The 12463-nt window shown below is 72.4% G+C and carries 13 protein-coding genes and 2 pseudogenes; 11 read left to right on the plus strand and 4 right to left on the minus strand.

The features are described 5' to 3' along the window. A pseudogene (locus tag KBX53_RS08005) lies at window positions 1–513 on the minus strand (ribosome small subunit-dependent GTPase A); the annotation flags it as partial. Beyond that, window positions 483–1784, minus strand: a complete 1302-nt coding sequence (gene aroA, locus KBX53_RS08010) for a 3-phosphoshikimate 1-carboxyvinyltransferase (RefSeq protein WP_030336649.1) — start codon at window positions 1782–1784, stop codon at window positions 483–485. The gene aroA and the pseudogene KBX53_RS08005, both read right to left, overlap by 31 nt. 103 nt (window positions 1785–1887) lie before the next feature. Between aroA and KBX53_RS08015 the strand changes: the two genes are divergently transcribed. The 8 genes and pseudogenes from KBX53_RS08015 (at window position 1888) to KBX53_RS08050 (ending at window position 6344) form a co-directional block, all read left to right on the plus strand. Further along, the gene (locus tag KBX53_RS08015; RefSeq protein WP_030336651.1) at window positions 1888–2598 is read left to right on the plus strand and encodes an SOS response-associated peptidase; all 711 of its coding nucleotides are present in this window, start codon (window positions 1888–1890) and stop codon (window positions 2596–2598) included. 196 nt (window positions 2599–2794) lie between these two features. Continuing rightward, window positions 2795–3187, plus strand: coding sequence for a WhiB family transcriptional regulator (locus KBX53_RS08020; protein ID WP_030336652.1), 393 nt, complete (start codon window positions 2795–2797; stop codon window positions 3185–3187). Window positions 3188–3238: 51 nt separating this feature from the next. Continuing rightward, window positions 3239–3856: an alpha/beta family hydrolase gene (locus tag KBX53_RS08025; protein WP_030336654.1), complete on the plus strand. Its 618-nt coding sequence runs from the start codon at window positions 3239–3241 to the stop codon at window positions 3854–3856. Window positions 3857–4091: 235 nt separating this feature from the next. Then, a pseudogene (locus KBX53_RS08030) lies at window positions 4092–4919 on the plus strand (sigma-70 family RNA polymerase sigma factor). 1 nt (window position 4920) lies between these two features. Then, window positions 4921–5208 carry a mycothiol system anti-sigma-R factor gene (gene rsrA, locus KBX53_RS08035; RefSeq protein ID WP_030336658.1) on the plus strand — a complete coding sequence of 96 codons (288 nt, stop codon included), beginning with the start codon at window positions 4921–4923 and terminating at the stop codon, window positions 5206–5208. An 8-nt stretch (window positions 5209–5216) separates the two neighbouring features. Next, complete coding sequence (locus KBX53_RS08040) at window positions 5217–5411, plus strand: hypothetical protein (protein ID WP_210858368.1); 195 nt, start codon at window positions 5217–5219, stop codon at window positions 5409–5411. A gap of 205 nt (window positions 5412–5616) precedes the next feature. Continuing rightward, a complete protein-coding gene (locus tag KBX53_RS08045; protein ID WP_210858367.1) occupies window positions 5617–5838 on the plus strand; it encodes a biotin/lipoyl-binding carrier protein in 222 nt (73 codons plus the stop codon). Then, entirely contained in the window at window positions 5835–6344 is a 510-nt protein-coding gene (locus tag KBX53_RS08050; RefSeq protein ID WP_210858363.1) for a GNAT family N-acetyltransferase, read from the plus strand. The genes KBX53_RS08045 and KBX53_RS08050 overlap by 4 nt, the downstream gene beginning before the upstream one ends. Before the next feature lie 66 nt (window positions 6345–6410). On the opposite strand, the gene KBX53_RS08055 is transcribed toward KBX53_RS08050, so the two are convergent. Then, entirely contained in the window at window positions 6411–6989 is a 579-nt protein-coding gene (locus KBX53_RS08055; protein WP_030336665.1) for a TetR/AcrR family transcriptional regulator, read from the minus strand. A gap of 111 nt (window positions 6990–7100) precedes the next feature. On the opposite strand from KBX53_RS08055, the gene KBX53_RS08060 reads away from it, so the two are divergent. Continuing rightward, on the plus strand, window positions 7101–8687 hold the full coding sequence (locus KBX53_RS08060; protein ID WP_030336667.1) for an MDR family MFS transporter: 1587 nt from the start codon (window positions 7101–7103) through the stop codon (window positions 8685–8687). Between the two features lie 153 nt (window positions 8688–8840). Here KBX53_RS08060 and KBX53_RS08065 read toward each other — a convergent pair whose 3' ends face one another. Next, window positions 8841–10667: a tetratricopeptide repeat protein gene (locus KBX53_RS08065; RefSeq protein ID WP_210858364.1), complete on the minus strand. Its 1827-nt coding sequence runs from the start codon at window positions 10665–10667 to the stop codon at window positions 8841–8843. Window positions 10668–10855: 188 nt separating this feature from the next. Between KBX53_RS08065 and KBX53_RS08070 the strand changes: the two genes are divergently transcribed. Beyond that, a complete protein-coding gene (locus tag KBX53_RS08070) occupies window positions 10856–11887 on the plus strand; it encodes an SIS domain-containing protein (protein WP_210858365.1) in 1032 nt (343 codons plus the stop codon). Between the two features lie 25 nt (window positions 11888–11912). Beyond that, the coding region (locus tag KBX53_RS08075) for a histidine kinase N-terminal domain-containing protein (RefSeq protein WP_210858366.1) at window positions 11913–12463 on the plus strand (551 nt) is incomplete at its 3' end.

Genomic DNA, 12463 nt, shown 5'->3' on the forward strand with positions numbered 1-12463 from the left:
ACGGTCGATGAACCCGGTACGCGGCGGCGGGTCGGCCAACGCGCTCACGATCACCAACTGGTCGGCGTTGGCCACCACCACGCGTTCCAGCCGACCCTCGGCGGTGGTCTCGTCGTCGTCGGCGGTGCGCCGCAGCACCGAGCGGCGCTCGGCGATCCGGACGATGCGGGCGAGTGCGCCCTCCGCGCCGGACGTGTCGCCGACCAGGCTGACCCGGTCACCCACCACCACCGACTTGCGGCCCAGCTCGCGGGCCCGCATGGCGGTGACAGTGGGCAGCTCGGCGCCGACCACGCCGCGCTCGGCCCCGGACAGCACGCAGGTGTAGCGCCCCCGGTCGACGGCGATGACGAACCCGTCGACCGCGTCGGCGTGCTGCGGGCGGGTGCGCGTACGCGGGCGTGACGACTTACCGGGCCGGACCCGTACGTCGTCCTCGTCGTACTCCCGCCGTTTGGTCGCCAGGACCTTCCTCCGTCGCGTCAGCTCTTGCCGGTCACCATCGCTGACCATAGTGCCGGGAACTCGGGCATCGTCTTGGAGGTACACCCCACGTCGTCCACCTCGATGCCCGGAACGGCGAGCCCGGCCACCGCGGCGGCGTGCGCCATCCGGTGGTCGTGGTAGGTGCGGAAGAGCCCGCCGCGCAGCGGACGGGGCCGGATCTCCAACCCGTCGGGGGTCTCGGTGATGTCCGCGCCGAGCCCGCCGAACTCCCGCGTGAGCGCGGCGAGCCGGTCGGTCTCGTGGCCCCGGATGTGCCCGACGCCGGTGAAGACCGACGGTGAGTCGGCCAGCAGGGCCAGCGCGGTCAGCACGAGGGTCAGCTCGCCGACGTCGGACAGGTCGGCGGTCAGACCGTGCACCACGCCGGTGCCGCGCACGGTCAGCCCGTCGGTGGAGAGGCTGACCTCGCCGCCCATCCGTTGCAGCAGCGAGCGGAGCTGCTCGACCGGCTGGGCGCTGCTGTGCGGCCAGCCCTGCAGGGTCACCTCACCGCCGGTGACCAGGGCGGCGGCGAAGAACGGCACGGCGCCGGAGAGATCCGGCTCGACGTCCCAGCCGCGCCCGGTGAGCGGGCCGGGCTCGACGGTCCAGACATCGGGGGTGCTGTCGTCGACCGCCGCGCCGGCGGCCCGCAGCATCTGCACCGTCATCCGCAGGTGCGGCGCGGACGGCACCGGCGGGCCGACGTGGCGCACCACGACGCCCCGGTCGAAGCGCGGGGCGGCCAGCAACAGCCCGGAGACGAGCTGGCTGGAGGCGGACGCGTCGATCACCACCTCGCCCCCGGTGACCCGGCCGGTGCCGAGCACGGTCAGCGGCAGGCTGCCGGTGCCGGTGACGTCGATCCGGACGCCCAGCGAGCGCAGCGCGTCGACCAGCGGGCCCAGCGGCCGGGTGCGGACGTACGGGTCGCCGTCGAAGCTGACCTGCCCGTCGGCCAGGCCCGCCACCGGTGGCACGAACCGCATCACGGTGCCGGCCAGCCCGACGTCGACGTGGGCGGGGCCGACCAGGGGGTGCGGTCGGACCAGCCAGCGCTCGTCGTCGCTGATCGACACGTGCGCGCCCATCGCCCGCAGGCCGGCGGCCATCAACTCGGTGTCCCGGGCGCGCAGCGGCCGGGCCAGCGTCGACGGGCCGGCAGCCAGCGCGCTGAGCACCAGGGCGCGGGCCGTCATCGATTTGGAACCGGGCAGGCGCAACGTCGCTGCCACCGGGTCGGATGCGGTCGGTGCGGTCCACGGCTGCGGCGGCCGGGTCGCTGTCAGGTTCCCCACGGTTACATTCTGCCGTGTCGTCGGGGGTCCGGCGGCACCCGGCGCTCGTACTCCCGGTTGGCGGGACAGCCGACAGCGCCCCCGACGCGTTAGCGTGTGCCCCATGTGCGGCAGGTACGCGACGACCCGGAGCTCCGGCGAGCTGAGCGCGCTGTTCGAGTCGTCCGACGACTCCGACGGCCTGGTCCGCGCCGATCACAACGTCGCGCCCACCGACCCGGTGCCGCTGGTCCGGCTCAGCCCGGAGGGGCACCGCAGCCTCTGTGTCGGCCGCTGGGGTCTGTTGCCGCACTGGTCCCGGTCCGCCTCGGCGGCGGCCCGCATGATCAACGCGCGGGCGGAGACGGTGGCCACCAGCCGGGCGTACGCGGGCTCCTTCGCCCGTCGCCGCTGTCTGGTCCCCGCCGACGGCTGGTACGAGTGGGTCCGGCTGCCCGACGGTGGCCGCCAGGCGTACTTCATGACCCCCCGGGACGGTTCGGTGCTCGCCCTGGCCGGCATCTGGTCGGTCTGGGAGTCCGACGCCGAGACCCGGCTCACCTTCAGCGTGCTGACGACCGCGGCGCTCGGCGACCTGACCGAGGTGCACGACCGGATGCCGGTGCTGCTGCCAGCGGAGCGTTGGTCGTCGTGGTTGGCCCCGACGGACGAGCCGGAGCGGCTGCTCAGCCCGGCGTCAGCGGAGCAGTTGGCGGGGTTGGAGATCCGCCCGGTGGGCGCGGCGGTGGGAGACGTCCGCAACGACGGGCCGCACCTGACCGCCCGGGTGCCGGTGGCGCCAACGGTGACGCCGCAGGAGTTGACCCTTTTCTGACGCTGTCGCGCATCGTTGGCCGCCGATTTGCCAGGGTTCCGCGTGATTCGTCTCCCGACTGTTCAGTCAGGTTCCCGGCAGACACTTGTCCCGATGTTGCGAAGTGCGATAGAACACAGCGCCGGTAGTGGACATCGATTCGCACGGGGCGGACGACGTCCACCGATTTTGCCGGTCCCACGGGGGAGGTGGGCGGATGACACGGGCACGTATGCCGCGTCCGCACGAGGTGGCGGCGGCGCGGCGAGATCCGCGACTGCTGCGGGCAGTGCGGGAACGGCGACAGGACGACGCGTGGCGTACCAGGGGTACCTGCCAGAGCGTCGATCCGGAGACCTTCTTTCCGGCACCGAACGAACCGGCGGACGCCGCCGTCGCGTTGTGCCGCAGTTGTGACGTACAGGGGTCCTGCCTGGCCTGGGCCCTCGACGTCGGCGACTGCCACGGCGTCTGGGGCGGCACCACGCCGCGGGAACGACGGGCGATGCTCGTCGCCTGGCGCGGTGAGGTCGACCCCGACCCGGACGCCATCGACGACGCCGGCCCGCCGGTGCGCGATCGCCTGCTCGCCCTGGTCCCGCTGAGCTGATCGGCGGCCGGGTTCACACCCGTCGGCGGTGCGGCGGCGCAGAATGGGGCGGTGCCACCCAGCGACGACATCGACACCCCGCGCGGTCCGGCGCGGATCGACACCGACCTGCCGGCCCGACCGGCCACCGCCCTGCTCGTCCTCGGGCACGGTGCGGGCGGCAGCGTCGACGCGCCTGACCTGCTCGCGGTCCGGGACGCGTCGGTCGCTGCCGGGCTGGCGGTGGTCCGGGTGACCCAGCCGTACCGGGTCGCCGGTCGACGGGCGCCGGCACCGGCCGGTCACCTCGACGAAGCCTGGGCGGCGGTGCTCGGCGTGCTGCGTGACCGGCACGCCGACGTGCCGACGGTGCTGGTCGGTGGGCGTTCCAGTGGCGCGCGGGTGGCCTGCCGGACGGCCCGCGCGGTGGGCGCGGTGGGCGTGGTCGCCCTGGCCTTTCCGCTGCACCCGCCCGGCCGGCCGGAACGCTCACGGGCCGCCGAGCTGGACACCGGCCTGCCGACGCTTGTCGTCAACGGTGACCGGGACCCGTTCGGGACGCCGGAGCCGGGGCCGGCGGTGCAGGTGGTGAGCCGTCCCGGTGAGACGCACGATCTGCGCCGGGATCCGGCCGGTACCGCCGCCGCCGTGCGCGACTGGCTGTCCGCCCAGGGCTGGGCGGCCGGCTGACCGGTCGCGTCGGCTCGCGGGGGCGCCCGTTTCCGGTGCCGGGCACGGGTCGTTGCATCCGATGGTGCCGCCGGCCCGATCCGGGCTGGTGACACCAGTCCTCCCAGGCCCTTCCTGGTCCCAGCGCCGGCCGCCGTCGGGGCCGGGACCAGGAACGGGGAGAGCCGGCCGGAATGCCCCAGTGGTCATCTCGCGTTACTACCCCCGGACGACTTTTCTGCGAGGGGGGTGACCGGTGCCAACCGAGACACGAAGCCTGGAACAGGATGAACGGGACGCCCGGCAGTTGAAGCGGCTGCTGGACGGCCCGCAGTGGCCCGCCACGGCGGGACCGGGCGGGGTGGGTGCGGTGAGCACGGGCACACCAGCCGGAAGTGAATCTGTGGGTAGGTCTGTGCGCGTATCCTCGGCGGGACAGCATCCGACGCGAGGGGATGTGCGGTTGACCACCGAGAAGACGGACGAGCGCAGGGCCCGATTCGAGCGGGACGCGATGCCATTCGTCGATCAGCTCTACGCTGCTGGGCTGCGAATGACGCGCAACCCGGCGGATGCCGAGGACCTGGTCCAGGAGACCTACCTGAAGGCGTACGCGGCCTTCCACCAGTTCGAGCAGGGCACGAACCTGAAGGCCTGGCTGTACCGGATCCTGACCAACACCTACATCAACTCCTACAGCAAGCGGCAGCGCCAGCCGATCCAGGCGCCCACGGAGTAGATCACCGACTGGCAGCTCGCAGAGGCCGAGTCGCTCACCTCCAGCGGGTTGCGCTCCGCCGAGACGGAGGCACTGGACCGGCTGCCGGACAGTGACGTCAAGGAGGCCCTCCAGCAGTTGCCGGAGGAGTTCCGCCTGGCCGTCTACCTCACCGATGTCGAGGGCTTTTCCTACAAGGAGGTCGCGGACATCATGGGTACGCCGATCGGCACCGTGATGTCGCGTCTGCACCGTGGCCGTCGTAATCTGCGCAAGCTGCTCGAGCGCTACGCGGGGGAGCGGGGCTTCAGTGCGGCCCGCTCGGCGAAGGGTTCGACCGCCGCCGCTGCCGGCCGGGAGGTGTGACGTGAGCTGTGGGGAGCCGCACGAGACGGACTGCCGCGAAGTCCTCGCGGAGGTGTATCTCTACCTGGATCTGGAGTGCGCCGACGAGCGCCGCTCGCTGATCCGGCACCACCTGGACGAGTGCGGGCCCTGCCTGCGCGAGTACGGGCTGGAGCAGGAGGTGCGGGCGCTGGTGGCGCGTTGCTGTGGCAACGAGACCGCGCCGGACGAGCTGCGTGAGCGGCTGCGGGTCAAGCTCACCGAGCTGGTGGTCTTCGAGACCAGCGATTCCCGTGAGCTGGCCGACTGAGCGTCGGCATGAGCTGGCAAGACCGGTGGCCCGGGTCGAAGTCGACCCGGGCCACCGGTGTATCCGGCCTCGGCCGGCTGAGCGACGACGGGCAGTGGGCCCGTCGACCCGTTCAGGAGTTGGGACGCTTGCCGTGGTTCGCGGCGCTCTTCTTACGAGCCTTCTTCTTCCGGGACTTCTTCGCCATGCTGACCTCCTCGTGATGGGTCGGATCCGTCCTGCGCACGACCTCGGCGCGGATGCGGCCACCGGCGGTCCGGCGTCGGGTCCGACCCGCTGATGGTAGTGCGGTCGGCACCCGCCGCCTCCCCCAGGGCGGGACTGCCGTCGCGGCTGTGCCGCTGCGCGCCCACCACCGGTCGACGCATGATTGGATACATCGGCAGGCACGTCGCGAAGAGGGAGGGCCTGAACATGGCCGAGGAGATCCGCGCCGAGATGGTGGCCAACGTCTGGAAGGTCGTCGCCGCGGCGGGTGACACGGTGGCCGAGGGTGACACCCTGGTGATCCTCGAGTCGATGAAGATGGAGATCCCGGTCGTCGCCGAGTCCGACGGTGTGCTGCAGCAGCTCGCCGTGCACGAGGGCGACGTCGTGCAGGACGGTGACCTGATCGCGGTGATTGCGTGACCGGTTTACTGGTCCGTCCGGCCGAGCCCGCCGACTTTCCGGCGGTGGCCCGGCTGACCGTTGCCGCGTACGAGGCGGACGGTCAGCTCAAGGGCGAGCACGGGTACGGCGAGGTGCTGGCCGACGTGGCGACCCGGGCCGCCAGCGGCGAGGTGCTGGTCGCTGTCGACGAGCTGACCGGCGCGGTGCTCGGCTCGGTCACGTTCGTGCTGCCGGGCACCCCGTTCGCGGAGCTGTCCGGGCCGGGCGAGGCGGAGTTCCGGATGCTCGCCGTCGACCCGGGCGCGCAGGGTCGTGGCGTCGGTGCCGTGTTGGTCGAGGCGTGCGTCGACCGGGCTACCGGGTTGGGTTGCACGGCGGTGGTGATCTGCGTCCGGGCCGGGATGGCCGATCCGGCGCACCGGCTCTACTCGCGGCGCGGGTTCGTCCGCTCGCCGGAGAAGGACTGGTCACCGGCACCGGGCGTGGACCTGCTCGGCCTGCGCCTGGAGCTGGCGCGCCGCTGAGCCGCCGGGCCGTTCCCGCTGAACCGCCCACCGCCGGGCCGTGCTGAGCCGCCGGGCGGGCCCGGGTCAGGCGTCGGGCTCTGTACCGATGGCGGCCAGCAGCTCGTCGGCCACGTCCAGGGCGAGCTTGCGACGTTCGTCGTCGCTGATGTGCGGGGCGCGGACCGCGAACCAGCTGGTGTGCACCGCGAACAGCGACAGCACGGCGCGCAGTTGGGCGGCGGGGGAGTCGTCGCCCCGGCAGAGCGCCCCGGCCAGCTCCATCATCCGGCCGCGCATCTTCTGGCCGGAGGAGAGACTCTTGAGCGCGGTCTGGTTCTGCTCGAAGAAGCGCATCACCGACGGCTGACTGCCGTCGAACATCGTGTCGGCGTATCGGGAGATCAGCTCCCGCCGGGTGGCCAGGGTGGCGGGCTGGGTGGCGGCCCAGGCGGTCAGCGCGTCCATCCGCTCCAGGCGGTCCTCGACGAAGCTGGCGACGATGTCGTCCTTGCTCTTGAAGTGGTAGTAGAGCGCAGCTTTGGTGACGTTGAGGCGCTCGGCGATCTCCCGGAGCGAGGTCTTCTCGTACCCCTGCTCGGTGAAGAGTTCGAGCGCGACGGCCTTGATCCGTTCCCGCGTTCCGCCGCCTGTGCTCTCGCTCACGCACGCCCTCCAAATGGCTTGACCGTTGCTCGTACCCAACTTACCGTGCGGCTAGTAAGGTGACTAGCCGGGCGGCAAGTAAGTACGGCAATCCTCGGGGGGAGCTTATCCATGACTCAGGCAACCCAGGTCGGCACACGACCCAACAACATCAGGGTCGTGCTGTTCGGGCTGATGATCGCGATGATGCTCGCGATGCTCGACAACATGATCGTCAGCACCGCGCTACCGCGGATCGTCGGCGAGTTCGGCGGGCTCAACCACTTCACCTGGGTGGTCACCGCGTACGTCCTGGGCACCACCGTCTCCACCCCGATCTGGGGCAAGCTCGGTGACCTCTACGGCCGCAAGTCGGTCTTCCTGACCTCGGTCGTCATCTTCCTGGTCGGCTCCGCCCTCTGCGGCATGGCCGGCTCCGGCATGTTCGGCGGCCCGCAGGACGGCATGGTCCAGCTCATCGCCTTCCGGGCCGTGCAGGGCCTCGGCGCCGGTGGCCTCATGGTCGGCGTGATGGCGATCATCGGTGACCTGGTCCCGCCCCGCGAGCGCGGGCGCTACCAGGGCATGATCGCCGGCATCATGGCCATCGCCATGGTCGCCGGCCCGCTGGTCGGCGGCTTCATCACCGACCACCTCTCCTGGCGCTGGGCGTTCTACGTGAACCTGCCGCTGGGCGGTGTCGCGCTGCTCGTGCTGATCACCACCATGCACCTGCCGAAGTACCGCACCGAGCACCGGATCGACTGGCTCGGCGCCGGGCTGCTCTCGGTCGGCATCACCGCGATCGTGCTCATCACCACCTGGGGTGGCAACGAGTACGACTGGACCTCGACGCAGATCCTCGGCCTGGCCGTGCTGGCCGTCGTCGCACTGGTCGTGTTCGGCCTCGTGGAACGCCGGGTCCAGGAGCCGATCCTGCCGTTGGCGCTCTTCGCCAACCGCAACTTCGCGCTGATCTCGGTGATCGGGTTCCTGCTCGGCTTCGCGATGTTCGGCGCGATGAACTTCCTGCCGCTCTACCAGCAGACCGTGCAGGGGGCGTCGGCGACAAACAGTGGTCTGCTGCTGCTGCCCCTGATGTTCGGCATGCTGGTCGTCTCGCTGGTCATCGGCCGGGCGATCACCCGCAACGGCAGGTACCGGGCGTACCCGATCATCGGTGGTGTGGTGATGACCGCGGGCATGGCGCTGCTGTCCATGCTCGACACCGACACCAGCAAGCTGATGTCCTCGCTGTACATGATCGTGCTCGGCGTCGGCATGGGCTTCCTCATGCAGACGTCGATGCTGATCGCGCAGAACAGCGTGGAGCAGAAGGACCTCGGCGCGGCCAGCGGCGCGGCCACCTTCTTCCGGTCGATCGGCGGCTCGTTCGGCATCTCGCTGTTCGGTGCGATCTTCGCCAACCGGCTGGCCAGCTCGGAGGGCGGTCGGGCCTTCGGCGGCGGCGAGGCCGGCGCCGGGATGGACCTGGCGAAGCTCAGGGAGCTGCCCGCTCAGGCCCGCGAGGCGGTGCTCGGCGGTCTCTCCGACGCCATCTCGCACGTCTTCCTCTGGGCGGTCCTGTTCACCATCGTGATCCCGGTGCTCGCCTGGTTCATCAAGGAGATCCCGCTGCGGACCGCGAACGAGGCCCCGCCGCAGGCCACCCCGGAGGAGGACGCCGAGGTCGCCCTCGGCAAGGCCCCCGTCGCGTAACCCCCCACCCCACCCCACCCCGCCCCTAGCCCCACACCCCCGCGATCTTGCACTTTGTGCGGTGACATAAGCCCTCTATACCGGCAAAACGCCGACAGAAAGTGCAAGATCGCGGGGATGGGGCGCGGGCAAGATCGCGGGGTTGGCAGGGAGTCAGCGGCGGAGCAGGCGTTGCCAGAGGCGGCGTAGGGGGTTGCGGGGGCGGGGGAGTCGGGGGGAGTGGGCGTTCAGCAGCTCGGTGGCCAGTGCCGCGGTCGCCGGGTCGAGCTGTGGGGCGGCCAGTGCCAGGTGCGCCAGTGACGCGGCGATCGGGACCGGTCGGGTCCGCGCCACGGCGGCCACGTCGGCCAGCCGCTCCGCCACCACCCGGGCCACGTCCGGCCGGACCGAAGGGTCCACCCAGGCCGCGGTGACGAGGGCGAACAGCGCCGCCTCGGTGACCCAGTCCTCGACGCCCCAGACCAGGTCGAGGAGCACCCGGCGTCGGGTCGAGCCCTCCCACGGCTCGTCGGTGCGGTGGTGCAGCAGCCCCAGACAGGCCCACACCTGGACCCCACGGACCCAGACCGACGGGTCGTGGGCGGCCAGCAGCCGACCTACCGCGTTGGCCGGCGCGGCCGGCGGGTGCACCAGCAGGCCGAGCAGGTCGGCCAGCTCAAGGCCGGCCAGGCCCACCGCCGCGTCGTACGCCGCCGGTGGGTGCGCCCACGCCGGGTGGGCGATCTGCCCGATCCGTTCGACAGCAGCCGCCGAGGGAGCGGCCAGCGCGGGCGTGGGGACGGCGTCCGCGTAGTGCCACAACCGCTGCGCGGACGCCCGTCGGGGTTCGCGCGGGTCGGGCTCCGGCGCGCCGACGACCTCGATCCGCAGCCCGGGGGCGGTGGCGATCGCCGTCCCGACCGCGCTGGGCGGGGCGGCGGCGGGTAGGCGTACGGCGCCGCCGAGACCGTTGTCGTCATCGGCCACCGCCTGGCGCATCGCGTCGACCAGGGGCCCGCCGGCCGGGGTGAGTTGCCCGAGCCAGGGCTTGCCCCGGCAGCACTGGGCCAGGTCGCCGTGCTCGTGGCTGTCGTCCGGGTGGTCCCGCACGAAGTCGGCGAGAGCTACCAGGTGGGCGAGGTCACCGTCGCGCAGGTGCCGCAGGCGGTGGGCGGTGTGCACCGCGCAGTCGAACGACGGATCGCGGGCCAGCGCCCGCTCGGTCCACTCCAGCGCTTCGTCCAGTCGGCCGATCTCGGCCAGGGTGCCGGCGATGTCCGCGTAGATCGCCAGGTCGTCGGGGTCCAGCTCGACGGCCCGACCGAGGGCCGCGAGGCCGTCGCGGGTCCGGCCCGAGCTGCGGTACGCGTACCCGAGCCACACCTCGCCCATCTTCGAGGGCTGGGCGCGTACCCCTCGGGTGGCCCAGCGGACCGCCAGCTCGGTCTCGCCGAGGCGCCGGGCCAGCGCGGACGCCGCGCCCAGCAGTAGGCCGTGTTCCGGGTGCACGGTGGCCGCGTTGCGCGCGAGGGTGAGGTACGGGGACAGCGGGGCCCGGCCGATGCGGGGGACGGGGTCGGGCAGCGCGGCGCAGACCTGCATGAGGACGCGGGCGATGTGCTCCGGCTCCAGTCGTTCGGCCAGTTCGGGCGCGGTCACCCAGGGCACGGCTGCCCACTCGGTGCCGGGTGCGTACGCCGTCGCCGCGGCCAGCAGCTCCAGCCCTTCGGCGGGGCGGCCGGCGGTGGCGAGGAGGTGCGCGCGGGCGACCACCGCGCCCACGAAGGTGTGGTGGTTGATCGGGAAGAGGTCGAGGCCGCCGCCGCTCGTCGCAGCAAGCCGGGCCAGCGTCTCGTGCACCTCCGGAAGGGTGGGGGCCTGCGCCAACGCGCCGGCGAGGTGGCCGGCGGCGTGGTGCAGGTCGCCCTCGTCGAGGGCCAGCCGGGCCAGCGCCAGCTCCTCCGTCACGGAGAGCGCGGGATCGTCCGTTCCCTCAGGCACGTCGTCCTCTCGTGGCAGCTAGACCGGGTGCGGCGGGTGAAGCTTAGTTGATATTGAGATCAACTGGTGATCAGCTGCGCAGTCCTGCTCGTTCGATTGCTGAGATACGGTTAAAAGTGCAAGACTGAGCAAGAATCGCGCGGCAATCGCGCAGGGGAGGGGTTTCCGTGACACGTGCAGGGGCTGGAATGGCCGCCGACATCGACGAGCAGCCGGCTGGCTACGCGCGCCTGCTCTCCGCGGCCAACGCCGCGGAGATCGCCCGGGTCGCGGCGGTCATCGCCGAACGGCGGCCACGGCACGTCGTCTTCACCGCGCGGGGCACCTCTGACCACGCGGCGCTCTACGGGGCCTACCTGACCGAGATCCGGCTCGGCCTGCCCGCTGGGCTCGCCTCGCCCAGCGTCGTCACCCTGTTCGGGGCCCGCCCCGACCTGTCCGACGCGCTGGTCGTCGGGGTCAGCCAGAGCGGTGGCTCGCCCGACCTGGCCGAGGTGCTGCGCGCCGCCCGCGCCTCCGGGGCGCTGACCCTCGCGGTGACCAACGCCCCCGACTCGCCGCTGGTCGACGTGGCCGAGCTGAGCGTCGACATCGCCGCCGGGCACGAGCGGGCGGTGGCCGCTACCAAGACGTACACCGCCGAGCTGCTCGCCCTGTTGATGCTGGTGGAGGGGGTCCGGGCCGGCGACGGGGTGCTGCCGACCGCCGAACGGGAAGCGCTCGACGCGCTGCCCGAGCTGGCTGCCCGCACCCTGGCCGACGACACCCCGGCCCAGCTCGCCCCGCGCTACCGGTTCGCCCGCCAGTTGGTCACCACCGGCCGGGGGTACGCCTACCCGACCGCCCGGGAGGCCGCGCTCAAGCTGATGGAGACCTCGTACCTGCCGGCGCTCGCCTTCTCCGGTGCCGACCTGCTGCACGGCCCGCTCGCGATGACCGACCCGGAGGTCCCGGTGCTCGCCGTGGTCGGCTCCGGCCCCGGTGGCCGGTCGATGGGGGAGGTGCTGCCCCGCCTCGGCGAACGCCGCGCCGACGTCGTGGTGGTCGGCTCCGCCGACGTGCCGGGCGCGACCCGGCTGGCCGTTCCCGAGGTCGACGAGCGGTACGCCCCACTGCTGGACATCCTGCCGATGCAGCGGCTGGCGCTGGCCCTGGCGCTCACCCGGGGCGAGGATCCGGACGCGCCGCGCGGGTTGAAGAAGGTCACCGCGACGATGTGAGGCGTGGCGTGGCACCCTGGTCACCGTGTCCACGCTGCGCGACCTCGCCGAGGAGCACACCCATCTCCGTCCGGCCGACATCGACCACCTGCACCGGATCGCCGGCGACTGGCAGCTGCTCTCCGATCTGTCCTTCGCTGACCTGCTGCTCTGGGTGCCTGTCGACACCGAGGGCACGTTCCTCTGCGTCGCCCAGGTCCGTCCGACCACCGCGCCGACCGCGTACCAGGACGACCAGGTGGGTCGGATCGTCGGCGGACCGGAGGTGGCCCACCTGGGGGTGGCGTACTCCCAGGGTCGGATCTGGCGGGAGGGCGACCCGGTCTGGTACGGCGACGTGCCGGCCCGACACGAGGCGATCCCGGTTCGGCTGCGTACCGCCGAGGGGGAGGCCGGCGAGGTGATCGCCGTGGTGGGGCGGGACACCAACCTCTCCACCGCGCGTACGCCCAGCCAGCTGGAGCTCAACTACCTCACCACCGCCGACGACCTGGCGCAGATGATCGCGGACGGCACCTTCCCGCCGCCCCGGCATCCGGGCGAGACCACCTCGGCGCCCCGGGTCGGCGACGGTCT

It is taken from the genome of Micromonospora sp. M51 (assembly GCF_018070305.1).
GTDB lineage: Bacteria > Actinomycetota > Actinomycetes > Mycobacteriales > Micromonosporaceae > Micromonospora > Micromonospora parva.

What these genes read in the sequence shown, in the direction of transcription:
- KBX53_RS08040 (WP_210858368.1), top strand. Translation starts at nt 5,217, where the DNA reads ATGAGCTGGCAAGACCGGTGGCCCGGGTCGAAGTCGACCCGGGCCACC.
- KBX53_RS08070 (WP_210858365.1), top strand. Translation starts at nt 10,856, where the DNA reads ATGGCCGCCGACATCGACGAGCAGCCGGCTGGCTACGCGCGCCTGCTC.
- KBX53_RS08015 (WP_030336651.1), top strand. Translation starts at nt 1,888, where the DNA reads ATGTGCGGCAGGTACGCGACGACCCGGAGCTCCGGCGAGCTGAGCGCG.
- KBX53_RS08020 (WP_030336652.1), top strand. Translation starts at nt 2,795, where the DNA reads ATGACACGGGCACGTATGCCGCGTCCGCACGAGGTGGCGGCGGCGCGG.
- KBX53_RS08060 (WP_030336667.1), top strand. Translation starts at nt 7,101, where the DNA reads ATGACTCAGGCAACCCAGGTCGGCACACGACCCAACAACATCAGGGTC.